19 protein-coding genes and 1 pseudogene are annotated in these 22,421 nt (G+C 73.6%); 13 read left to right on the forward strand and 7 right to left on the reverse strand.

Annotated features, from left to right (window positions below; genetic code table 11):
* Positions 1-133 precede the first annotated feature (133 nt).
* A complete protein-coding gene (locus ABT048_RS27715) occupies positions 134-997 on the reverse strand; it encodes an aldo/keto reductase (protein ID WP_350524236.1) in 864 nt (287 codons plus the stop codon).
* Between the two features lie 614 nt (positions 998-1,611).
* On the opposite strand from ABT048_RS27715, the gene ABT048_RS27720 reads away from it, so the two are divergent.
* From ABT048_RS27720 to ABT048_RS27775, 12 genes are all read left to right on the forward strand, one after another.
* On the forward strand, positions 1,612-3,387 hold the full coding sequence (locus tag ABT048_RS27720) for an ABC transporter transmembrane domain-containing protein (RefSeq protein WP_350524237.1): 1,776 nt from the start codon (positions 1,612-1,614) through the stop codon (positions 3,385-3,387).
* 54 nt (positions 3,388-3,441) lie between these two features.
* On the forward strand, positions 3,442-5,214 hold the full coding sequence (locus ABT048_RS27725) for an ABC transporter ATP-binding protein (RefSeq protein WP_350524238.1): 1,773 nt from the start codon (positions 3,442-3,444) through the stop codon (positions 5,212-5,214).
* A gap of 151 nt (positions 5,215-5,365) precedes the next feature.
* Positions 5,366-5,611 (forward strand): LapA family protein, encoded by a 246-nt coding sequence (locus ABT048_RS27730; protein WP_350524239.1) that lies wholly within the window; start codon positions 5,366-5,368, stop codon positions 5,609-5,611.
* Between the two features lie 47 nt (positions 5,612-5,658).
* Positions 5,659-6,387 (forward strand): amino acid ABC transporter ATP-binding protein, encoded by a 729-nt coding sequence (locus tag ABT048_RS27735; RefSeq protein WP_350524280.1) that lies wholly within the window; start codon positions 5,659-5,661, stop codon positions 6,385-6,387.
* A 93-nt stretch (positions 6,388-6,480) separates the two neighbouring features.
* Entirely contained in the window at positions 6,481-7,362 is an 882-nt protein-coding gene (locus ABT048_RS27740; RefSeq protein ID WP_350524240.1) for a glutamate ABC transporter substrate-binding protein, read from the forward strand.
* A gap of 14 nt (positions 7,363-7,376) precedes the next feature.
* Positions 7,377-8,021, forward strand: coding sequence for an amino acid ABC transporter permease (locus ABT048_RS27745; RefSeq protein ID WP_350524241.1), 645 nt, complete (start codon positions 7,377-7,379; stop codon positions 8,019-8,021).
* On the forward strand, positions 8,018-8,887 hold the full coding sequence (locus ABT048_RS27750; protein WP_350524242.1) for an amino acid ABC transporter permease: 870 nt from the start codon (positions 8,018-8,020) through the stop codon (positions 8,885-8,887). The genes ABT048_RS27745 and ABT048_RS27750 overlap by 4 nt, the downstream gene beginning before the upstream one ends.
* Before the next feature lie 142 nt (positions 8,888-9,029).
* On the forward strand, positions 9,030-9,935 hold the full coding sequence (locus ABT048_RS27755; protein WP_350524281.1) for a LysR family transcriptional regulator: 906 nt from the start codon (positions 9,030-9,032) through the stop codon (positions 9,933-9,935).
* A 76-nt stretch (positions 9,936-10,011) separates the two neighbouring features.
* The gene (locus ABT048_RS27760; RefSeq protein ID WP_350524243.1) at positions 10,012-10,593 is read left to right on the forward strand and encodes a cysteine dioxygenase family protein; all 582 of its coding nucleotides are present in this window, start codon (positions 10,012-10,014) and stop codon (positions 10,591-10,593) included.
* 59 nt (positions 10,594-10,652) lie between these two features.
* The gene (locus ABT048_RS27765; protein WP_350524282.1) at positions 10,653-11,720 is read left to right on the forward strand and encodes a YeiH family protein; all 1,068 of its coding nucleotides are present in this window, start codon (positions 10,653-10,655) and stop codon (positions 11,718-11,720) included.
* Positions 11,721-11,867: 147 nt separating this feature from the next.
* Positions 11,868-12,578 (forward strand): spermidine synthase family protein, encoded by a 711-nt coding sequence (locus ABT048_RS27770; protein ID WP_350524244.1) that lies wholly within the window; start codon positions 11,868-11,870, stop codon positions 12,576-12,578.
* 109 nt (positions 12,579-12,687) lie between these two features.
* On the forward strand, positions 12,688-13,743 hold the full coding sequence (locus ABT048_RS27775) for a TetR/AcrR family transcriptional regulator C-terminal domain-containing protein (protein ID WP_350524245.1): 1,056 nt from the start codon (positions 12,688-12,690) through the stop codon (positions 13,741-13,743).
* 158 nt (positions 13,744-13,901) lie between these two features.
* Here the strand turns inward: ABT048_RS27775 and ABT048_RS27780 are convergent, their stop codons facing one another.
* From ABT048_RS27780 to ABT048_RS27790, 3 genes and pseudogenes are all read right to left on the reverse strand, one after another.
* On the reverse strand, positions 13,902-15,803 hold the full coding sequence (locus ABT048_RS27780) for a hypothetical protein (protein WP_350524246.1): 1,902 nt from the start codon (positions 15,801-15,803) through the stop codon (positions 13,902-13,904).
* Between the two features lie 349 nt (positions 15,804-16,152).
* Positions 16,153-16,824, reverse strand: a pseudogene (locus ABT048_RS27785) (TetR/AcrR family transcriptional regulator); the annotation flags it as partial.
* A 161-nt stretch (positions 16,825-16,985) separates the two neighbouring features.
* A complete protein-coding gene (locus ABT048_RS27790) occupies positions 16,986-17,504 on the reverse strand; it encodes an NUDIX hydrolase (protein WP_350524247.1) in 519 nt (172 codons plus the stop codon).
* Positions 17,505-17,606: 102 nt separating this feature from the next.
* Between ABT048_RS27790 and ABT048_RS27795 the strand changes: the two genes are divergently transcribed.
* The gene (locus ABT048_RS27795; RefSeq protein WP_350524248.1) at positions 17,607-18,827 is read left to right on the forward strand and encodes a serine hydrolase domain-containing protein; all 1,221 of its coding nucleotides are present in this window, start codon (positions 17,607-17,609) and stop codon (positions 18,825-18,827) included.
* A 58-nt stretch (positions 18,828-18,885) separates the two neighbouring features.
* On the opposite strand, the gene ABT048_RS27800 is transcribed toward ABT048_RS27795, so the two are convergent.
* From ABT048_RS27800 to ABT048_RS27810, 3 genes are all read right to left on the reverse strand, one after another.
* Positions 18,886-19,209 (reverse strand): nuclear transport factor 2-like protein, encoded by a 324-nt coding sequence (locus ABT048_RS27800; protein ID WP_350524249.1) that lies wholly within the window; start codon positions 19,207-19,209, stop codon positions 18,886-18,888.
* Between the two features lie 294 nt (positions 19,210-19,503).
* Positions 19,504-21,027, reverse strand: coding sequence for an acetaldehyde dehydrogenase ExaC (gene exaC / locus ABT048_RS27805; protein WP_350524250.1), 1,524 nt, complete (start codon positions 21,025-21,027; stop codon positions 19,504-19,506).
* 429 nt (positions 21,028-21,456) lie between these two features.
* Complete coding sequence (locus ABT048_RS27810; protein WP_350524251.1) at positions 21,457-22,404, reverse strand: terpene synthase family protein; 948 nt, start codon at positions 22,402-22,404, stop codon at positions 21,457-21,459.
* Positions 22,405-22,421: the final 17 nt, after the last annotated feature.

Below are 22,421 nucleotides of genomic sequence, written 5' to 3' on the forward strand. Positions count from 1 at the left end.
TGGCGCGGGCCGCGCAGTGCGGCCAGCTCCAGGACGCGGCGGTGCTGTCCGGGGTCGTCGAGCGGTCCGTGGCTCGGTTCGCCGTACGCCGGCGCGGTGGCTCGGGGCCCCGCTCCGGAGCTCCGGGCCCGCATCAGTTCCAGTCGAAGCCCTGCGGGTCCGGGCCGATGCGCTTGCCGGTGGCGACGGCCGCGATCGTCGAGAGGTCCTCGGCGTCCAGCTCGAAGCCGGCGACGTCCAGGTTCTCCCGGATCCGGGACGGGGTGACCGACTTCGGGATGGCGATCACGCCGCTCTGCAGGTGCCAGCGGAGGACCACCTGGGCGACCGTGCGGCCGTGCTTCTCGGCGATCGCGACCAGCGTCGGCTCGGCGAGCAGCTCCCCGCCCTGGCCCAGCGGGCTCCACGCCTCGGTGGCGATGCCGTGCTCGGCGTGGAAGGCGCGCAGCTCCTCCTGCGGGAAGTACGGGTGCAGCTCGACCTGGTTCAGCACCGGGACGACCGAGGCCTCGTCGAGCAGGCGGGTCAGCTGCTCGGTGCCGAAGTTGGAGACGCCGATCGACCGGACCCGGCCGTCCGCCTTCAGCTGCTCGAAGGCCTTCCAGACGTTGAGGAAGCTGCCGTGCATCGGGCGCGGCCAGTGGATCAGGTACAGGTCGAGGTAGTCGAGGCCGAGCTTGGCCAGCGAGGCGTCGAACTCGCGCAGCACCGCGTCGCGGCCCTGCTCGCCGGACCAGTCGCGGGTGCCCGAGTTCCACAGCTTGGTGGTGATGTAGAGGTCCTCGCGGGCGACGCCGCCCGCCAGTGCCCCGGCGATCGCCGCGCCGGTGCCGGCCTCGTTCTCGTAGATGGCCGCGGTGTCGATCGAGCGGTAGCCCGCGTCGATCGCGGTGCGGACGGCCGGGGTGGCCTCGTCGTCCGGGACCTGCCACACGCCGAAGCCGAGCTGCGGGATCTGCGCACCGTCGTTGAGGGTGACGCTGGGGATGTTGCTCACGGGACGGGGTGCCCTCCTGGTCGTAGGTCTTTCCAGTGGGGGGCAACTGGCGCCGGAACGTGATTGTTCCCGCCGAACGGGTGAATCTTGGGTGTTGTTTTGCAGGGCCCCGACCGGGTCGGAGGGGTCGGCGGAGCGGGCCGGAGGAGGGCCGAGGAGGGCCGGTGGGGGGCGGAGGAGGGGCCGGCGGGGCCGGAGGAGGGGCGGAGGCGCCCCGGCCGGGCCGCACCGGCGGACGCGGGCGGTCGGCCCCTTCGGCCCGGCGGCCGGTCGACCGGTCATGGCGGCGGAAAACCTGTTGCGCGGGTCACACCGGGGTTGGCAGGCTCGCGGACATGGCCTCCTGAACTCCGGGCCCTTCGTGCCCTTCCCAGTCCGTCCGGCCCTCCCGCCGGACGCATCGACGCCGCCGTGCCGTTGCGCCGCGGGCCCGTCGTCCGTCGCCGGCCGTCCGTCGCCCGGTGCTTCTCACCTGTTGCCCGTTGCCCGTCGCCCGTGGGTCCGGGCTGCTCGGGTGAGCCGGGCTCCGGGCCGGCGGGCGAGCCCGGCGCGCACCCGTTCGCGCGTCCGTTCCCTCCTTACCCGTACCTCCGCACCGTTCGCATCGGAGTGTCATGCCGCTCACCCCCCTGCCGCTGGCCGACCCCGGCAGCCCCGATCTGTCCTCGCCCCTGGCCTTCCTGCGCTGGCTGCAGCGCAGCCAGCGGCGCGGGCAGCTGCTCGCCACCTGCTGGACCCTGCTCGAAATGGGGTGCCAGGCCGCCCTGCCGGTGCCGCTCGGAGCGGGCGTGCAGTCCGCCGTCGACGGTGACGCCGGCGGGATCTGGCGGGCCGGCGGGCTCGCCCTGCTGCTCGCCGCGGGCGCCGCCCTCGGCACCGTCCTGTCGCACCGCCAGGCGGTCTGGAACTGGATCCACGCCGCTTGCCAGGTGCGGCAGTTGGTGTCCCGGCAGGCCTCCCGGCTCGGGGCCGGGCTGTCCCGCCGGATCGCCACCGGCGAGGTCGTCGCGGTCGGCAGCGGGGACGTCGAGCGGATCGGCTGGTACGTCGAGCTGGTCGCCCGGGTCCGGTCCGCGGTGATCGTCTGGCTCGCCGTCAGTTCGGTGGTACTGGTGGTCGAACCGGTGCTGGGCGTCGGCGTGCTGCTCGGCGTACCCGTGCTGGCGGCCTCCGTCTGGCCGCTGATCGGGCCGTTCGAGCGGCGCTACGAGCAGCAGCGCGCGCTCGGCGGCAAGGCCACCGAGCTGGCCGCCGACACCGTGGCGGGGCTGCGGGTGCTGCGCGGCATCGGCGGTGAGGAGCTCTTCCTGGAGCGGTACCGGGCCGCCTCGCAGAAGGTCCGGGCGGCCGCCGTCCGCTCGGCCCGGATCTGGTCGCTGATGCAGGCGCAACAGGTACTGCTCCCGGGCCTGTTCGTGGTCGGGGTCACCTGGTACGGCGCCCGGCTCGCGGCCTCCGGCGAGCTCGACGTCGGCACCCTGATCGCGGTCTACGGTGCGACCGCCTTCCTGGCCTCGCCGCTGCGCATCCTGGGCGAGGCGGCGCACGCCTGGAGCGTCGCCCGGGTCTCCGCCGGGCGGGCGGTCCGGGTGCTGTCCCTCGGCCGGACCGGCGGAACGGCCGACGCCGCGCTGACCAGGCCGGCCAAGGCCGACCTCCACGACCCGGTCAGCGGACTGACCGCGCGGGCCGGCGAGCTGACCGCCGTCGTCTGCGGGGACCCGGACTTCGCCGGGGCGCTCGCCGAACGGCTCGGCGGCCACGTCCCGCTCGCCGACGGCGAGCCGGAACAGCCCTCCGTACGGCTCGGCGGCACGGAGCTGGACACGGTGCCGCTCGCCGAGGCGCGGGCGGCCGTGCTGGTCCACGACAAGGAGCCGGTGCTGCTCTCCGGCACGCTGGCCGAGCTGTTCGACATCCCGTCCTCGGGCCGGGTCTCCCCGGCGGAGGCGCTGGCGGCCGCCCGGTCGGACGACGTCCTGGAGGCGCTGGTGGACGGCTCGCCCGAGTGCGCGGGAGATCCGATGCGCGCCCGGATCACCGAGCGCGGGCGCTCGCTGTCCGGCGGGCAGCGCCAGCGGCTCGCCCTGGCCCGCGCACTGCTGGCGGACCCGCCGGTCCTGGTGCTGGACGAGCCCACCAGTGCGGTGGACGCCCACACCGAGTCCAGGATCGCCACCGGGCTGCGGGACACCCGGGCAGGCCGCACCACCGTGGTGTTCGCGACCAGTCCGCTGCTGCTCGACCAGGCGGACCGGGTGGTGCTGCTGCGCGACGGCCGGGTGGTCGCGGCGGGTCCGCACCGCGAGCTGATGCGGACCGAGCCGGCCTACCGCGCCGTGGTCACCCGCGACGAGGAGGCCGCCCAGCGAGTGGGTGAGGCCGTGTGAACGCCTCCCGGACCTGTTCGTCAACCGCCCTGCCACGCAAGCGAGGAGTACGCCATGAAGCCACCCGTCCATGAGGAGCAGGGGCCCGCCGCCACCCTGCCGGTCGGCTCCCCGGCCGCCGTGCGCGGGTACCTCCTGCTGCTCGCGCGGCGGCACCGCGGCGGGTTCTCCGGGGTGGTGGCGCTGCACTCGGTGGCCACGCTCGCCGGGCTGGTCGGCCCCTGGGTGCTCGGCCGGCTGGTCGAGTCGCTGGCCACCGGCACCGCCGGGTCCACCATCACCGTGGCCGTCGCGTGGTACCTGCTGGCACTGGTGGCGCAGGCGGCGTTCACCGGCTGGTCGAGGATGCGCGGCGCGGTGCTCGGCGAGCGCGTGCTCGCCGACCTGCGCGAGGACTTCCTGGTCCGCTCGGTCGCACTGCCGACCGGCGTGCTGGAGCGGGCCGGCACCGGGGACCTGGTCTCCCGGGGCACCACCGACGTCGACCGGCTGGACAAGTCGGTGCGCGAGGCGGTGCCCGAACTCGCCGTCGCCGTGGTGTCGTTGCTGCTGGTGCTCGGCGCCCTGCTGGTCACCTCGCCACTGCTCGCGCTGACCTCGCTGATCGGGCTGCCGCTGCTGCTGGCCACGTCCCGCTGGTACTTCCGGCGCGCGCCGCAGTCGTACCGCAACGAGTCGGCCGGGTACGCCGCGGTGAACACCGTGCTGGCCGAGACGGTGGACGCCGGTCGGACGGTCGAGGCGCTGCGCCTGGGCGAGCAGCGGATCCGGCTGACCGATCGCAAGCTGCGGGAGTGGCTGGCCTGGGAGCGCTACACCCTGTGGCTGCGCTCGGTCTGGTTCCCGACCATCGACGCGGTCTACACCGCCGCCGTGCTCGCCACCCTGGTGCTCGGCGGGCTGTTCACGCTCAGGGGCTGGATCACCGTCGGCCAGTTGACCACGGGCGTCCTGTACGCCCAGATGCTGACCGGCCCGGTGGACCTGATCCTGCGCTGGTACGACGAACTGCAGATCGGACAGGCCTCGCTGGCCCGGCTGGTCGGTGTGCGCGAGGTACCGGAGCACGAGGGGGACGAATCCGCCCGTCCCGACGGCCGCCGGGTGGAGGCCACGGACGTCCGCTTCGGCTACCGCGAGGGCGCGGACGTCCTGCACGGGATCAGCCTGGACGTCGCCCCGGGCAGCCGGGTGGCGCTGGTCGGGCCGTCCGGGGCGGGGAAGTCCACGCTCGGCCGTCTGCTGGCCGGGATCTACGCCCCCGGCCGCGGCAGCGTGACCCTCGGCGGGGCGTCGCTGTCGCGGATGCCGGCCGAACGGGTGCGCGCGGAGGTGGCCCTGGTGAACCAGGAGCACCACGTCTTCGTCGGCACCCTGCGGGACAACCTGCGGCTGGCCGCGCCCGACGCGGACGACACCGAGCTGCGGGCCGCGCTGGACGCGGTGGACGCCGGGGACTGGGTGGACGGCCTGCCCGAGGGCCTGGACACCGAGGTCGGCTCCGGCGGCACCGCGCTGACCCCGCCGCAGGCCCAGCAACTGGCCCTGGCCCGGCTGGTGCTGGCCGATCCGCACACCCTGGTGCTGGACGAGGCCACCTCGCTGCTGGACCCGCGCGCCGCCCGGCACCTGGAGCGCTCGCTCTCCCGGGTGCTGGAGGGCCGGACCGTCATCGCCATCGCCCACCGGCTGCACACCGCGCACGACGCGGACGTGATCGCGGTGGTCGAGGGCGGGCGGATCAGCGAGTACGGCAGCCACCCGCAACTGGTCGCGGCCGGCGGTCCGTACGCGGCGCTGTGGCGCTCCTGGCGGGACGAGCGGTAGTACGGGACGAGCGGTAGCAGTCGGGGGAGCCCGGCCGCAGGGCGTAGATCGGTAAACCCGCACGGGGTCGGATTGCCCCGTGCGGGTTACTGCCCGGCCCGGAAGGGCGCGTAACCGGGCAAATCGGCGGTCCGGCCCGCAGACTGCTCCGGTGACCAAGATTTCAGACGGCCCGTCCCGCTCCCCGCGCGGTGAGATCGGCGGGATCCCCACGCGCTACATCGGGATCGGCGTCATCGTCATCCTCGCCGTGTGGTTCCTGTTCGCCAACCTCGACCGGGTGAAGATCCAGTTCTGGGTGTTCACCGTCACCGCGCCGCTCTGGATCACCCTGCTGGCCACGCTGATCGCGGGCGGTGTGCTGGGCTGGCTGCTGAAGGGGCGGCGCAGCCGGTGACGACCGATCCCGAGTCGGCCCGCAGCGGCACCTCGGCCTTCACCCCGCTGATCGAGCTGCGCGGGGTCAACAAACACTTCGGGGACCTGCACGTGCTGCAGGACATCGAACTGACGGTGGGCCGCGGCGAGGTCGTCGTGGTCATCGGCCCGTCCGGCTCCGGCAAGTCCACGCTGTGCCGGGCGATCAACCGGCTGGAGCCGATCGAGGACGGCAGCATCCTGATCGACGGCCGGCCGCTGCCCGAGGAGGGCAAGGGGCTCGCCCGGCTGCGCGCCGACGTCGGGATGGTGTTCCAGTCCTTCAACCTGTTCGCGCACAAGACCGTGCTGCAGAACGTCTCGCTCGCGCAGATCAAGGTGCGCGGCCGGCCCAGGACGGAGGCCGACAGCAAGTCCCGGGCGCTGCTGGAGCGGGTCGGCCTCGCGACCCAGGCCGACAAGTACCCGGCCCAGCTCTCGGGCGGCCAGCAACAGCGGGTCGCGATCGCCCGCGCGCTCGCGATGGACCCCAAGGCGCTGCTCTTCGACGAGCCGACCTCGGCGCTCGACCCCGAGATGATCAACGAGGTGCTGGACGTCATGCGCCAACTCGCGCACGAGGGCATGACGATGGTCGTGGTCACCCATGAGATGGGTTTCGCCCGGGCCTCGGCGAACCGGGTGGTGTTCATGGCGGACGGCCGGATCGTCGAGGACCGTGCCCCGGAGGACTTCTTCAGCGCACCCGAGAGCGAGCGCGCCCGGGACTTCCTGTCCAAGATCCTGAAGCACTGAGGCGGCGGCGTGAACCGTGAGACGACGCCCCGCGCGCGGGCGGGGAGGTCCGGTGCGCGGACGGGGAGGGGCGGCGCACGCGCGCGGACGCTCGTGCTCGCCGTCGCTCTGCTGCTCACCGCTCTGGCGGCGGCCTGCGGCAAGCCCGGCACCCCGCCGCCCAAGGGGCCGCAGCCCAGCGCGCTGCCCAGCTACCAGGTGCAGGACGCCGTCTCGATCACCGGCTCGCCGACCCTGGACGCGGCCCGGAAGCGCGGCCACCTGGTGGTCGGCGTCAAGGAGGACCAGCCGTACCTGGGCCAGAAGAACCCGGCGACCGGCGAGTACTCCGGCTTCGACATCGAGATCGCCAAGATGGTCGGCGCCTCCCTCGGCTTCCCGCCGGACGAGATCCAGTTCAAGACCATCGCGTCGGCCAACCGCGAGACCGCGCTGCAGAACGGCCAGGTGGACTACTACGTCGGCACCTACACCATCAACGACAACCGGAAGAAGCTGGTCGGCTTCGCCGGGCCGTACTTCGTCGCCGGGCAGTCGCTGCTGGTGCGCAAGAACGACAACACCATCCACGGCCCGCAGGACCTGGACGGCAAGAAGGTCTGTTCGGCGGCCGGCTCGACCCCGTACCAGCGCATCCAGTCGCACTTCCCGAAGGCCAAGCTGATCGGCTACGACACCTACTCGGCCTGCGTGGACAACCTGATCACCGACCAGGTCGACGCCGTGACCACCGACAACGCGATCCTGCTCGGCTACGCGGCCAAGGTGCCGGACGAGCTCAAGGTGGTCGGACCGCTGTTCTCGACCGAGCCGTACGGGATCGGGGTGCCGAAGAACGACACCGTGCTGCGCGCCGCGCTGAACGACGCACTGGAGCACCACGAGCAGAACGGCGACTGGAACAAGGCCTTCGAGGCGACCCTCGGCCTCTCCGGGGAGCCGGCGCCCACCCCGCCGCAGATCAACCGGTACTGAGAGGGGCCCGCGCCGTGAAGACGCTGATCGACAACTGGTCGACCTACTGGGAGGGCTTCCTCGGCACGCTCTCGCTGTTCGCGGTGAGCGCCGTGCTGTCGCTGGTGCTGGGGGTGCTGATCGCGAGCTTCCGGGTCTCGCCGGTCAGGCCGCTGCGGGTGTTCGGGGCGGTGTGGGTGACGATCCTGCGCAACACGCCGCTGACCCTGCTGTTCTTCATCGTGGTGCTCGGCCTGCCCCGCTTCGACATCACCCTGCCCTTCTACACCTTCGCGGTGCTCGCGCTCGGCTGCTACACCTCGGCCTTCGTCTGCGAGGCGATGCGCGCGGGCGTCAACACCGTGCCGACCGGGCAGGGCGAGGCGGCCCGGAGCCTGGGCATGAGCTTCGGGCAGACGATGGGCCTGGTGGTGCTGCCGCAGGCGTACCGCTCGGTGGTGGCACCGATCGGCAGCGTGATGATCGCGCTGGCGAAGAACACGGCGATCGCCGGCTCGTTCAGCGTCACCGAACTGCTGGGCACCTACCGGACCATCAACGAGCTGGGCTACAGCATCGTGTGGACCTTCGTCTGGATCGCCGTCGGCTACCTGATCATCACCCTGGGCGTCAGCGCCGTCTTCTACCTGCTGGAGCGACGAGTGGCGGTGTCCCGATGACCGTTGAATCCTCGGCGCTGTACGACATCCCCGGTCCCAAGGCGCTCGCCCGCCACCGGCTGTACGGCGGGATCGCGCTGGTGCTGATCGCGGCAGTGCTCGGCTGGGTCGTCTACATGCTGTTCCACACCGACCAGTTCACGTACGAGAAGTGGACGGCCTTCCAGTACCGGGGCGTGCAGGAACTGCTGTTGCGCGGGCTCGGGAACACCCTGAAGGCCTTCGGCTGGACGGTCCTGTTCGCGCTGCCCTTCGGCGCGCTGTTCGCGGCCGGGCGGCTGTCCGACCACCGGGCGGTGCGCTGGCTCTCCACCCTGGTCGTGGAGTTCTTCCGGGCCATGCCGGTGCTGGTGATGATCTTCTTCGTGTTCGTGGCCCTGAAGGTGCAGCCGTTGTGGGCGCTGGTCACCGGGCTGGTGCTCTACAACGGCTCGGTGCTGGCCGAGGTGTTCCGGGCCGGCGTGCTCGCGGTGCCCAAGGGGCAGCGGGAGGCCGCGTACGCGCTGGGCATGCGCAAGACCCAGGTGATGACGTACGTGCTGGTGCCGCAGGCCAACAGGGCGATGCTGCCGGCCATCATCAGCCAGCTGGTGGTCGCGCTCAAGGACACCTCGCTGGGCTTCCTGATCACCTACGAGGAGTTCCTGCACGCGGGCAAGCTGATCGCCACCAACCTGGACTACGACCTGCCGTTCATCCCGGTGGTGATCGTGATCGCGCCGATCTACATCGGCATGTGTCTGCTGCTCTCCTGGTTCGCCCGCTTCGTCGAGAAGCGCAGCCGGCGCAGCCCGAGCGTGCGGGGCGGGGCGCCGGTGGCCAAGGCCGAGGTCTCGATGGGGCTGCCGCCGTCCGCGCAGCAGTGAGAGGCCTGGTTCGGCAGTGAACCATAGGTACGGATGGGGTCGGGGTCGGTACCTCCAAATTCCTCTTATGATTGCGGGGCTGGACGGGACCGCCCGAGCGGTTCGGACGACGACCACCCGGGCGGGAGGGGCCATGGAGCCGGTGTTCGACTCGCGGCACATCAGGACGTTCCACGAAGTCGTCCGGGCGGGCTCCTACTCGGCCGCCGCCCGCGAACTCGGCTACACCCAGCCCGCCATCACCCAGCAGATGAAGGCACTCGAACGCACCGTCGGCGTCCCCCTGTTCACCCGTGCCGGGCGAGGACTGCGGCTCACCGAGGCGGGCGAGGCGCTCTCCCGGCACGCCGAACTGATCCTCGGCAGCATGTCCGCAGCCCAGCAGCAGCTCGCCGCGCTCGCCCGGCTGCGCGCCGGGCGGGTGCGGGTCTGCGCCTTCCCCAGCGCCAACGCCACCCTGATACCCGAGGCGATGGCCCGACTGCTCGCCGAGCACCCCGGCGTACGGGTCGAGCTGCTGGAGGCCGAGCCCCCCGACTCCGTCCAGCGGCTGCTGCGCGGGGAGTGCGACATCGCGCTGGCCTTCCGCTACCCCGGCGCCGCCACCGAGCTGCCGGACGGGGTGGACGAGATCCCGCTGATGGAGGACCTGCTCACGGTGCTGCTCCCGGTCGGGCACCCGCTCGGGCGCCGGCACGCCGTCCGGCTCGTCGACCTCGACGGCGAGCGCTGGATCGCCGGCTGCCCCCGATGTCGGGCCAACCTGCTGCACGTCTGCGCGGAGGAGGGCTTCGCGCCGGACATCGTCTTCTCCACCGACGACAACCTCGCGGTGCAGTCGCTCGTCGCCGCCGGGGTCGGGATCGCCCTGATGCCCGCCCTGGTGCTCTCCTTCATGTGCCACCGGAAGGTCACCGGGCGGGCCGTCGAACCGCACCTGCGGCGGCAGGTGAGCGCGTACGTGCTCCGCGAACACCGCCGGATCCCGGCCACCGGGCTGGTGCTGGACCACCTGCGGCAGGCCGCGGCGAGCCGGGTCGGCTGCTGACCCATAAGCCCTGATGGGGATGTCGCTTACGAACCCTCCTTGGACGTGATAGGTCCATTGGTCCCAATCTGCTGACATGACGCCCCCAGCCACGGTCGGCAGCGACCGGCTCACTGAGCGGATGACCGCGCTGATCAGCGAGATCCGCGCCGTCGTGGACCGCGGACTGCCCCCGGAGCTCACCGCCTACCTGGTGGGCGAGCGCCTCGCCCCGCACCTGCACGCCGACCCGGACGGGCCCGACGCCCTGCTCACCCCCGCCCAGTGCGAGGGCGACCCGCAGCGCTACCGCCAGCACGTCCTGCACGCCGAGGAGGACGGCAGCTTCTCCGTCGTCGCCCTGGTCTGGCTGCCCGGACAGCACACCCCGATCCACGACCACGTCTCGTGGTGCGTGGCCGGCGTCCACCGGGGCCAGGAGAGCGAGACCCGCTACCGACTGGTCTCCGACGGCCGGACCGCCCGGCTGGTCGAGACCGAGCACGTGGCCGGCCCGGCCGGCACCGTCGCCGCGTTCGCCCCGCCCGGTGACATCCACCTGGTGCGCAACTCCTGCAACACCACGGCCATCTCCATCCACGTGTACGGCGCGGACGTCTCGCGGCTCGGCACCAGCATCCGGCGGGTCTACCGGCTGCCCGCCGACCAGGAGCAGTGAGCGGCGGCGTGGCACTGACCCTCCGGCAGCGCGCCGCCGGCACCCGTTCGCTGCCCCCGATGCGCGGCGACGCCCCCGGGCTGCTGCTCGCGGTCCTCGGCGTGGCCGCCGCCCTGGCCGTCCACGCGGCGGTCCCGGCCGTGCCCAAGCTCACCGCCGCCGTCGTGCTCGGCATGGCGGCCGCCCACCTGCCCGGGCTGCGCCCGGTGGTCCGCGGGGTCGCCCGGCCGGGCCTGTCCACGGCCGGGAAGCGGCTGATGCGGGTCGGGATCGTCCTGCTCGGGCTCAAGCTGAGCCTGGGCGACGTGCTCGGCCTCGGCTGGGCCACCGTCGCCATGGTGCTCGCCGTGGTCGCGGCCACCTTCGCCGGCACGCTGTGGCTGGGCCGACGGCTCGGCCTGCCGGGGGACCAGCCGCTGCTGGTCGCCACCGGGTACTCGATCTGCGGGGCCTCGGCGATCGGCGCGGTCAGCCAGGCGGCGGGCAGCGAGGAGGAGGACGTCGCGGCCTCGGTCGCCCTGGTCACCCTGTGCGGGACCCTCGCCATCGCCGTCCTGCCGCTGCTCCAGCACCCGCTGGGGCTCGGCGAGGTCGAGTTCGGGCGCTGGGTCGGCGCGAGCGTGCACGACGTCGGGCAGGTCGTCGCCACCGCGCAGACGGGCGGGGCGGGGGCGCTGCGGGAGGCGGTGCTGGTCAAGCTGATGCGCGTGGTGCTGCTGGCGCCGCTGGTCGCGGGGGTGGCCGTGGTGGTGCGGCGGAACCTGCGGGTGGCGAAGGCTGCGGGTGTGGGTGCCCGTGCCGGTGCCGGTGCCGCGGGATCGGGCTCGGCGGAGGGGGCGGCTGGGAAGTCGGTGAAGACCGCGAGCCGTCCGCCGATCCTGCCGCTGTTCGTGGCCGGGTTCCTCGCGATGATCGTCCTGCGGACCACCGGGGTGCTGCCCGAGCGGGCGCTCGACCTGGCCGGGGACGCCCAGGAGCTGCTGCTCGCCGCCGCGTTGTTCGGACTCGGCAGCGCCGTGCACCTGCCGACGATGGTCCGCACCGGCGGACGGATCGCCCTGCTGGGGCTGGGCTCCTGGGTGGTGGTGGCCGGCGTCTCCTACGCGGGGGTACTGATCACGACCTGACGGAACCGGGTGCGGACTCGGCTATTGTCGGGCGGGTACTCGTCCGCATCGGGACGGTCCCGTGCTCGCACGGGAGCCGCCGGCGGTCGAGTGCGCCCGAGTACGCCCGAGTTCGCCCGAGTTCGCTGGGTTCGTCGAGGAGGACGGATGACCACCGCACTGCCCGAACGGGACGGCCCCGAGGCCGTCGTCACGCTCGACCGGCGGGAGGGCCCGTTCGGCGAGGTGGTGCTTCGGCAGCGCGGACGGCACTTCGAGATCATCGCCAACGGCTGCTTCCTGATGGACACCGCCGACGGGCGCTCGGAGCGGCTCTTGGTCCAGGCGGCACTGGACGAGCTGGACCGCACGGGCAGCCGCGCCGAGCGGCCGACGGTCCTGATCGGCGGCCTCGGGGTCGGCTTCTCGCTCGCCTACGCGGCGGCCGAGCCCCGCTGGGGGCGGATCGCCATCGTCGAGCGGGAGACCGCGATCATCGACTGGCACCGGAACGGCCCGCTCGGCAGCTTCTCGGACGGTGCGCTCGACGACGAGCGGGTCGCGGTGCTCCACACCGACCTGCTGGAGTACCTCGCGGCCGCGGACGGCGAGCGCTACGACGCGCTGTGCCTGGACATCGACAACGGGCCGGACTGGACCGTCACCGACTCCAACAACGGGCTGTACGGCGCGGACGGGCTCGCGGTGCTGTGGCACCGGCTGCAGCCGGGCGGGGTGCTGGCGGTGTGGAGTGCGCAGCCGTCGGTGGCCTTCGAGGAGGCGCTGCGGGCGGCGGGCTTCTCGGACGTGGTGACGCACGAGATCCCGGTGTCCCGGGGAGTGCCGGACGTGGTGCACCTGGCGCGGCGCGTCGGCTGAGAGCCGACTCGGCCTGCGGGGCGGGCTGTTGGCAGTGATCGTCCGGGTGGGGTGCCCCGATCGGGCTTCCCCCCGGGGTGGTTGATGGTCTGGCGGGCGGTGGTGGGTGGTGGCTGAGAGCGGGACTCCCTCGGAGCGGATCGCGGCCGAACTTCGACGGCGCATCGTGGCAGGGGAGTTGGCGCCGGGCGAGCGGGTGCCGTCGACCCGGCGGATCACCCGGGAGTGGGGCGTGGCGATGGCCACGGCGACCAAGGTGCTGAGCCGCCTCCGGGAGGAGGGGCTGGTCCGGGCCGTCCCCGGGGTGGGGACGGTGGTGGTCGGGGCGAAGGCTCCGGGCGCGAGGACTGCCGGGGCGGGGGCTGCCGGGGAGCGAGCAGCCGGGGTGAGCGCCGGCGGGGCGAGGGCTGGCGGGGAGCGAGCGGGCGAGGCGCAGGGGAGTTCGGGGGCCTCGGGGGTGCCCGGGGTCCGGCGGGCGCGGGCCGGGGGTGACCGCGAGCTCACCCGGGAGCGGATCGTGGCGACGGCCGTCCGGGTCGCGGACACGGAGGGGCTGGCGGCGCTGTCGATGCGCAGGGTCGCGACGGACCTCGGGGTCGCGACGATGTCGCTCTACCGGCACGTGCCGGGCAAGGACGAGCTGTTGCGGCTCATGATGGACGTGGCCTTCGGTGAGCAGCCGCTGCCCGAGCCGCCCGCGTCGCACTGGCGGGAGGGCCTGGAGGCCGTCGCGCGGCTGCAGTGGCGGATCTACCGGCGGCACCCGTGGCTGGCGTCCACGATGTCCTTCACCCGGCCGGTGCTGGCGCCGGACGCGGCCCTGCACACCGAACGGTCGATGGCCGCGCTGTCGGGGCTGGGGCTGAGCTGGGAGGAGATCGCCCAGGCCTCCGTCGCGCTGGCGGCGTTCGTGTGCGGGTTGGCGGTCCACTTCGAGCGGGAGGCGCAGGCCGAGCAGGACAGCGGGCTGTCCGCCGACGAGTGGATGGACCGCCTGGGCGACGAGGACCACGATCGGCTGATGTCGGACCCGGAGCGGTTCCCGATGTTCGACGCGATGAACCGGGGGCCGGAGATCGACCTGAGCCTGGAGGCGCTGTTCGAGTTCGGGATGGCGCGGATGCTGGACGGGATCGAGGCGGCGATCGAGCGGCGGCGCGCCTGAGGAGGGCGGCTGACGGGCGACGGGGCCGGGGGACGGGTGACAGAGAACAGCTGGCAGGGAACAGCTGACAGATTTCAGAGTTCAGCGAACGAAATCTGAAATCTGTCAGCTGTTACCCGTTGTCGCCGACTGCCCGCTACCCGCTGCCCGCTACCCGCTCAGCCGAACGGCCGGTGCTCCGGCACCGCGTCGTTCGCCTCCGCCGCGGGCTTCGCCTCCTCCACCGGCGCGGTGGCCGAGAAGTCCGACATCGCGAAGGGGTCGAAGTCCGGCGGCGGGATCATGACCGGCGTGCCCTTGCGGGGCGCTCCCTCGTCGCCCGCGGTCATGGCCGGGGCGGGCGCGGCGGCCACGACGGGCGCCGGGACGACCGGCGGGGTCGACGGCGGCGGCGGGACGGCCGGGCCCTGCGAGGCGAGGGTGGTGCCGAACGGGTCGTCCTTCTGCTCGGCCGCGACCGTCGTACCGAACGGGTCGGCGACCGCAGGCGCACCCACGGGCCGGGCGGTCGGCGCGTCGCCCGGTGTACCCGTGAGGGCCTCCGGGGCGAAGGGGTCGAAGTCCGGCGGCGGGATCATGACCGGGGTGCCCTTCGGACGGTCGTCCGGGGCCTGCCTGGCCTGCGCGGCCTCGGCGGCGGCCGACTCGGCGACCGGGGCGAAGGGGTTGAAGTCCGCGGGCGGGACGCGCACCGGCGTACCGCGCAGGTGCACCGGCACCTCCGCAGGCTCGTCCGCCGCCCGCTGTTCCACCTGTTCCACCCGGTCCGCCCGTTCCGCCTCGACGGGAACGGCGGCCGGCGCCAGGACCGGTGCCGAGACCGGCGGCTGGGCGGGCTCCTGGGCGGGAGCGGTCGCCGGGACGACGGCCGGCACCGCGTCACCCATCGCCGCGGTGGGCGCGGGCTCGCCGTCCCATCCGAACTGGATGCTCTTCAGCAGCTCCGCGAACGCCTCCGTGTACAGCTCCCAGTCCTCCGGCCGTGCCGTGGACAACTGGGCGCACAGCACGGTCGCGCCGTCCGGCAGCGGGATGAAGGCCTGGACAGCCGAGGTGACCACCCAGCGCCGCTGCCCGTCGGCCGCCAGGGAACCCGGCACCGGCACGGTCCGGCCCTCGACCAGGACGGCGGCCGGTCCGGCCGGCAGCAGCACCGTCCACACCTCGGCGTGCCGCCGGACCGTGGCCAGCTCGGTGGCGAGCGCGGTGATCGGCAGCGGGTGCCGGGTGAGGGAGACGACGAGGGCGGCGTCCGAGGCGCGGTCGTCGAGCTGCAGGGCGCAGACGCCCGCGTACGCGACGCCCGCGTCACGGATCAGGTCGGCCAGGGTGGCGGAGATCACCGCGAAGTCGCGGCGCCCTTCGGTGCCGGTGGCGCTGAACAGTTCCTCGGCGACCTCCGCCAGGTGCCCGGACAGCTCCGCGGCCGACGCCACGGTGGCCCGGTCGGCCGGGTCGGCGTCGGCGGGCAGCAGCGGCACCGTACGGGCGGAGACGCCGGGGGGACCGCCGGGGGAGGTGAGCGGGTGGAAGCCGGGCGGGACGACCAGCCGGACCTCGGCGCCCGCGCCGGTGGGCAGCTCGACCGGCTGCCGGGTCTGCTGTCCGGCCGCCAGCGCGGCCAGCGCCGGGGCGAACGGTGGGCGCAGCTTGGCATCGGCGAACTCGCCGGTGACCGGCAGTTGGAACAGTGCGGCCGAGGTGGTGCCCCGGTCGGCGATGGCGCCGCGCACCGGTCCGCCGCCGTAGCGGGACTGCAGGGCGTCGATGACCCGGTCGGCGATCCGCGCGCCGGTACCGGGACGCGCGGAGCCCGCGGTGATCACCGTGCCGAGCCGGTCGACGGCGGCGTGCACCGGGCCGTTGGGGGCGAGCGGCAGGCCGAACAGTGCCTCGGCGGCGGGGTGCGCGCTCGTGCGCAGCGCGCTCAGCGAGGCCGCCGGGTGGCGCGAGGTCTGCTCGTCGAAGAGGGCGTCGGTGAGCGTGCCGAGGGTCGCGCAGACCTGCTCGGCTGCCGCGAAGGGGTTGGCCTCCGCACTGAACTGGACGTCCTGGGTCAACTGGTGAGCCCCCCGCTCTGCTCCGTCTGCCGTCGGTGGTTCGGGTGGGACCGGGCCCGCCGCGGCGGCGCGCCGTCAAATCCCTGCCCATTCCTATCAGAGCCCGCCGTCCTGACCGAACCGCAGGATGACCCGATGATCACTCGGACCAGCGCGGTGACCACTGCTTCGGCGGTCAACCGGCGGTGGTTCCGGCCTCCGGTCCGCCCTTCGGTCCGGTCTCGGGGCCGGGGGCCGTCGCGGGAGGCTCGGGCGCCCCGGCGGGCACGTCAGTGGGCACGTCGGCGAGCGCCTCGGCGGGCGCGTCGGCCGGAGCTGCGGTGGCGAGCGCGGTGACCGCGTCGAGGATCCCCGGGACGGCGAACAGCTCGGCGAGGTCCCGGACCAGGCGTCCGGTCGGGCCGTCCGGACGTTCGGCGGCGAAGAACGAGGCCAGTTCGGCGGCGAGCGCCGGCTCGCGGGCAGCGGTGAGGGTGAGCGCCGCGACGAACTCCTGCACCAGGTGCAGTTGGAGTTCCTCCAGCGGCACCGAGCGCTCGCCCAGCCACTCCAGCGAGGTGATCTCGGCGTTGGCGATCCAGGCGCGCACGGTCAGCCGCAGTCCGGGGCTGGGCGAGGGGAGTGCGAGGTGGGCCAGGATCTGCTCCTGCGCGGCCCGGCGCACGTCGTCGATCACCGCCGAGGTGCCCGCGCTGGCCGCCACCGAGCCACCCCGCAGCAGCGCCGCGAAGCCGGGCCCGTGGCTCTGGACGAAGTCCAGGTAGCGGCCCATCACGCGGAGGAGCCGCTCGGACAGCGGCCCCTCCATGGGCTCCTCGAAGCGGGCGGCCAGCTCCCGCCCGGCCCGCCGCAGCGACTCCTCGTACAGCGCCTGCTTGCCGGGGAAGTAGTGGTACACCAGCGGCCGGGAGGCGCCCGCGGCGGCGGCGATGTCGTCGATCGACACCTCCTCCGGCGGCCGCCGGCTGAACAGCTCCAGTGCCACGGCGATCAGCTGCTCCCGCCGCTCGTCCACGCTCAGCCGTCGACGGGGCCGTTCACCCGCCGCGGCCCGGCCGGTTGCGGAGGTCCGTGCTGCGCGGTCGGCCGTCGGGGACGGCGTACGGGAGGCCATGCGCGTCACCCTATCCGGCGCTGGTCCGGCGGCCCATGCTGTCCGGTCCCCGGTGCCGTCCCGGCGGCCTATGCGCTCCGGAGGTCCAGGTAGCGGCGGTAGGCCTCGCGGCCGTCAGGGACGAAGGTGTCGCGGGCGAGGCGTTCGGCGAGCTCGTCCGGGGTGAGCCAGGTGTGCCAGGCGACCTCGGACTCCTGCGGGCTGACCGGGCCGTCCCACTCGGCCTCGTACATGTCGCACCACCAGTTGAGCTTGCCGCCGTCGGGCTCGCGGTAGTGGAACTTGAACATCGGGCGCGGGGCGATGCCGTGGACGCCGAGTTCCTCCTCGGCCTCGCGGACGGCGGCCTCGGCGTAGGTCTCGCCGGAGCCGACGACGCCGCCGACGAACATGTCGTACGCGCCGGGGGCGAACAGCTTGGTGGCGGTGCGGCGGTGGACGAAGATCCGTCCGGCCGGGTCGCGGACCAGGATGAAGACGCAGCGGTGCGTCAGGCCGCGCCGGTAGACCTCCCCGCGCAAGGCTGTTCCGATCACCCGGTCGTGCTCGTCGACGACGTCCAGCAGTTCCTCGGCAGGGTTGGTCATGACGAACAGGTTAGGGTTTCGGGGCCCGGTTCGAACGGATCTCCACGAACTTTCGAACGCGGGCGGACGACGGCGATCGGAACGGTCTGAAGGCGGCGCGCGGTGGTGGAGATCTGGGGCGAGACGGCCGAGGGGTTCGGGCCCGTGCGGGCGGCCTTCGCGCGGAACTTCGTCGAGTACGGCGAACTGGGCGCGGCCTTCGCGCTGTACGTGCACGGCCGCAAGGTGGTCGACCTGTGGGGCGGCGACGCCCGGCCCGAGGTCGGCGGGCGGCCCGCGCCGGCGGTGCCGTGGACGGCGGACACCGCGCAGGTGCTGCGCTCGGTCACCAAGGGCCTGACCGCGACCACCGCGCTGCTGGCCGCAGAACGCGGGCTGCTGGACCTGGACGCGCCGGTGGCCTCGTACTGGCCGGAGTTCGCGGCGGCCGGCAAGGCCGGGGTGCCGGTGCGCTGGCTGCTCTCGCACCAGGCCGGGGTGCCCGCGCTGGACGTGCCGCTGCGGCTGGAGGACGTGCTCACCTGGGAGCGCGCGGCCGCCGCCGTCGCCGCGCAGGCGCCCGCGTGGGAGCCCGGCACGGCGCACGGCTACCACCCGTACACCTTCGGCTGGCTGGTCGGCGAGGTGGTGCGGCGGGTGAGCGACCGGACGATCGGGCAGTACTTCGCCGAGGAGATCGCCCGGCCGCTCGGGCTGGACCTGTGGATCGGGCTGCCCGCCGGGGCGGCGCCGAGGGTCGGCAAGCTCGTCGACCTGCCCGCCCCGGAAGCGGCCCGGACCGGCCCGAGCGGGCTGCGGCTGCGGCCCAAGCAGGCCGTCCGGGACGCCTACCAGGATCCGGGCTCGCTGACCGCGCGGTCCTTCGCCTCGGTGCGTCCCGGGGTGGATCTCAACGACCCGGCGGTGCAGGCCGCCGAGATCCCCGGAGCCGGCGGCATCGGCACCGCCCGTTCGCTGGCCCGCTTCTACGCGGCGCTGATCGGCGCGGCCGACCGCCCGGACGGCTCCGGCGCGCTGCTGCCGCCGCTGCTCGGGCCGGAGGTGCTGGCCCGCGCGGTCGGGCCGGCCGTGAGCGGGTCGGACCGGGTGCTGATCGTCAACTCCACCTTCGGCCTGGGCTTCTGGCGGCACGGCCCGACCGCGCCGATGGCCTCCCCGGCGAGCTTCGGGCACCCGGGGCGCGGCGGTTCGCTGGGCTTCGCCGATCCGGAGCTGGGGCTGGGCTTCGGCTACGTCACCAACGGCATGCAGCCGGGCGTCACCGGGGACGTCCGCTCGCGGAACCTGATCCGCGCGGTGCGGGGGTGCCTGGGGCTGTCCTGATCCCCGGCGGTCCGGTTCAGGCCCGCCGGTTCAGGCCTGCCGGTTCAGGCCTGCCGGTTCAGGCCTGGCCGGTCTCGAAGCGGCTGATCTTGCCGCCGTCGACGGTGAAGCGCCAGGCGGTGCGCATCTCGCCCCAGGTGTCGTTGGTGAAGTTGGCGACGAGCGCGTGGCCGCCGTCCGACTCGGTCTGGACGGCCATCCGGCCGCCGGCACCGAAGATCTCGCGCTCCGTCCAGTCCGCCAGGTCGCGGTCGGAGCCGTCGTCGGACATGGTCGCGCCGGGGGTGAGGGTGGCCTGGAAGGCCTGGCGGTCGCCCGCGTTGATCGCGGTGACGAAGTTGCGGACGGCCGGGTCGGAGAGCTTGGAGACGGCGATGGTCATGCGGGACTCCCGGGGGTGAGGGGTGTCGGGGAGTCCTGTTCTAAGGCGTTCGCGGGGTCCGTCCGGGCATGTCGGCGGCGCGTCGGGAAAATGGCAGGATTCATGTGCTTAGATCCCGAACCAGGTGATTTGCCCGAAAAGCCCGCCGCGGGGAGTGGCGGTGGAGCGGGAGGCCGGGGCCGGTCTCCCGCTCCGCCTTTCGGCCCGGAGCCTGTCGGCCCGGAGCTTCTGGGTCCGGAGCCTGTCGGTCCGGAGCCTTTCGGTCCGGAGCCTGTCGGTCCGGAGCCTTTCGGCCTAGAAGAAGCCGACCGCGTCGGTGGAGTAGCTGACCAGCAGGTTCTTGGTCTGCTGGTAGTGCTCCAGCAGCGCCTTGTGGTTCTCCCGTCCGATGCCGGAGTTCTTGTAGCCGCCGAAGGCCGCGTGGGCCGGGTAGGCGTGGTAGCAGTTGGTCCAGACCCGGCCCGCCTGGATGGCGCGTCCGGCCCGGTGGGCGGTGTTGAGGCTGCGGGTCCACACACCGGCGCCGAGCCCGTACTGGGTGTCGTTGGCGAGCGCGACCGCCTGGTCGAAGCCGTCGAAGCGGGTCACCGAGACGACCGGGCCGAAGATCTCCTCCTGGAAGACCCGCATCGAGTTGTCGCCCTCGAACACGGTGGGCGTCACGTAGTACCCGCCGGCCAGGGCGCCGCCGAGGTCGGCGCGCTCTCCGCCGGTGAGGACCTTGGCGCCCTCGGCCTGGCCGATCTCGAAGTAGGAGAGGATCTTCTTCAGCTGTTCGGCGCTCGCCTGGGCGCCGACCTGGGTCTCGGTGTCCAGCGGGTCGCCCTGGCGCATCGCGCGCACCCGCTGCAGGCCGTCGGCGAGCAGCCGCTCGTAGATCGAGGAGTCGATCAGTGCCCGGCTGGGGCAGGTGCAGACCTCGCCCTGGTTGAGGGCGAACATCGCGAAGCCCTCGATGGCCTTGTCGTAGAAGGCGTCCGAGGCGTCGGCGACGTCCGCGAAGAACACGTTGGGGCTCTTGCCGCCGAGTTCCAGGGTGACCGGGATCAGGTTCTCGGCCGCCGCGCGGGAGATCAGCCGGCCGGTGGAGGTCTCGCCGGTGAAGGCGAGCTTGCGGATCCGCGGGCTGGCGGAGAGCGGGGCGCCGGCCTCCTCGCCGAAGCCGGTGACGATGTTGAGCACGCCGGGCGGCAGCAGGTCGGCGGTGAGCTCGGCGAGCAGCAGCACCGAGGCCGGGGTCTGCTCGGCGGGCTTGAGCACCACCGCGTTGCCGGCCGCGAGCGCCGGCGCGAGCTTCCAGATCGCCATCAGGATCGGGAAGTTCCACGGGATGATCTGCCCGACCACGCCCAGCGGCTCGTGGAAGTGGTACGCCACGGTGTCCTCGTCCAGCTGGGAGAGGCTGCCCTCCTGGGCGCGCAGTGCACCGGCGAAGTAGCGCAGGTGGTCGATGGCGAGCGGGAGGTCGGCGGCCAGCGTCTCGCGCACCGGCTTGCCGTTCTCCCAGCTCTCCGCGACGGCCAGCTTCTCCAGGTTGGCTTCCATCCGGTCGGCGACCCGCAGCAGCACCTGGGCCCGCTCGGCGGCCGGGGTGCGGCCCCAGGCGGGGGCGGCGGCGTGGGCCGCGTCCAGGGCGGCCTCGACGTCCTCGGCGGTGCCGCGGGCGACCTCGGTGAAGACCTCGCCGGTGACCGGGGTCGGATCGCCGAAGTACTCGCCGCGCACCGGGGGCGTCCATCCACCGCCGATCCAGTGCTCGTACCGGGACCGGTAGGCGACGATGCTGCCGGGCGCGCCGGGGGGCTGGTAGACCGTCATGCTCTGGTGTCTCCTCGCGACGTCGGGCGCCGCCCGGACCGCACGGCCGGAGGCGGCGCGCCGGACCGCCCGGTCGGGGCGGCCCGGCGGGAGGGTATGGACACGCACACGGGCCGGGCGCCCGGGGGCGCCCGCCGTCGAGCACGATAACCGCCGGGCGCGTGGTGCGGCTACGGTCCGTGCGACCCGTCCGTACGGAGGGTGGGCGTTCCGGCCGTTCTCGCAGGCGCGGTCGGGGTCGGTGCGGTCGCCGTGGTCGGTGCGATCGCCGTCGTCGTGGTCGTCGGCGTCGCCGCCGTGGTCGATGCGATCGTCGTCGCCGTCGTGGTCATCGGCGTCGGTGCGGTCGTCCACCTCGCCGTCCCCGGGCGGGGCGGGTGCGGTGGCCGCGCCCGGCAGGCGCACGGCCGGGTGCCCGGCGGGCGGGTGTCAGACCGCGTGGTACCGGCCGGTGCGGGCCTCCCAGCTGAGGTAGCCCGCCAGCCAGGTGAGCAGCCCGTCCGCGTACCGCTGGGCGATCGCCCGCTCTATCCGGGACAGGCCCAACTCGCGGTAGACGTCGGGGAGTCGTCCGTGCAGCTCGGCGCAGCGTTCGACCATCAGCTGGGCCTCCGCGATGACCGCCGCGCACGCCTCCTCGGCCGAGCAGCGGCGCTCGCGCTGGACGATCATGACCAGGTTGTTGACGTCCCCGCGCGGCGCCTCCAGCGGGTAGGACCGGACGTCGTTGCTCAGCGACGGTATGTCGGCTGCCAGCTGGCGGAGTTGACGGAGCACCGGGTGGTGCAGGACGGCGGCGGGGACCTCGAACAGGCCGATGCGTTCGACCATGTCGAAGATGGTCTCCATCGCCGCGGTGCCCCGTCTGAGCTCCAGATAGCCGTCCCGGTCCGGCGGTCGGGCGGAGATCCGGCCGGCCGCCTCGGCGGGGTGACTGGCCAGGTAGTACTCCCAGTTGTACGCGGCGCGCGCCTGCCAGCGCGCGGGCATGCCCTGCACGCTGCGGCTCCACAGGTCGGCGAACGCGGTTTCGACCGGGGAGCCCTGGTCGGGGCGGGCGCCGTGCAGGACGGCGATCAGGCGTTCGCAGATCGGAGCGACTTCCGAGGGGCGGCGGCCGAGCGGGCCGTCGAACTGGTCGTCGAAGAGGAAGTAGAAGCCCATCAGGTCGGCAGCCAGGGCGAGTTCGGTCGGCCCGGCGTCGGGGTAGCCCAGCGCGGCGAGGTCGACCACCTCCCAGTGCGCGTAGCCGGGGTGGTCGGCGTCGGGCAGCAGGGGGTGCCGGATCAGCCAGTCGCGGTGCAGTGCGGTGGCGAGAGGGCCGTGCGGACTGCGGCGGTGCGGGAACGGAATCTGAAGTGAGGTGTCGTCAGACATCGGACTCCCGGTGCAGC

This window comes from Kitasatospora sp. NPDC096140 (genome assembly GCF_040303045.1).
Classification (GTDB): Bacteria; Actinomycetota; Actinomycetes; order Streptomycetales; family Streptomycetaceae; genus Kitasatospora.

Excerpts from the sequence above, each read along its gene's own strand:
- ABT048_RS27720 (WP_350524237.1), top strand. The coding sequence starts at position 1,612 with ATGCCGCTCACCCCCCTGCCGCTGGCCGACCCCGGCAGCCCCGATCTG.
- ABT048_RS27725 (WP_350524238.1), top strand. The coding sequence starts at position 3,442 with ATGAAGCCACCCGTCCATGAGGAGCAGGGGCCCGCCGCCACCCTGCCG.
- ABT048_RS27750 (WP_350524242.1), top strand. The coding sequence starts at position 8,018 with ATGACCGTTGAATCCTCGGCGCTGTACGACATCCCCGGTCCCAAGGCG.
- ABT048_RS27760 (WP_350524243.1), top strand. The coding sequence starts at position 10,012 with ATGACGCCCCCAGCCACGGTCGGCAGCGACCGGCTCACTGAGCGGATG.
- ABT048_RS27765 (WP_350524282.1), top strand. The coding sequence starts at position 10,653 with ATGCGCGGCGACGCCCCCGGGCTGCTGCTCGCGGTCCTCGGCGTGGCC.
- ABT048_RS27770 (WP_350524244.1), top strand. The coding sequence starts at position 11,868 with ATGACCACCGCACTGCCCGAACGGGACGGCCCCGAGGCCGTCGTCACG.
- ABT048_RS27790 (WP_350524247.1), bottom strand. The coding sequence starts at position 17,504 with ATGACCAACCCTGCCGAGGAACTGCTGGACGTCGTCGACGAGCACGAC.
- ABT048_RS27800 (WP_350524249.1), bottom strand. The coding sequence starts at position 19,209 with ATGACCATCGCCGTCTCCAAGCTCTCCGACCCGGCCGTCCGCAACTTC.
- exaC (WP_350524250.1), bottom strand. The coding sequence starts at position 21,027 with ATGACGGTCTACCAGCCCCCCGGCGCGCCCGGCAGCATCGTCGCCTAC.
- ABT048_RS27810 (WP_350524251.1), bottom strand. The coding sequence starts at position 22,404 with ATGTCTGACGACACCTCACTTCAGATTCCGTTCCCGCACCGCCGCAGT.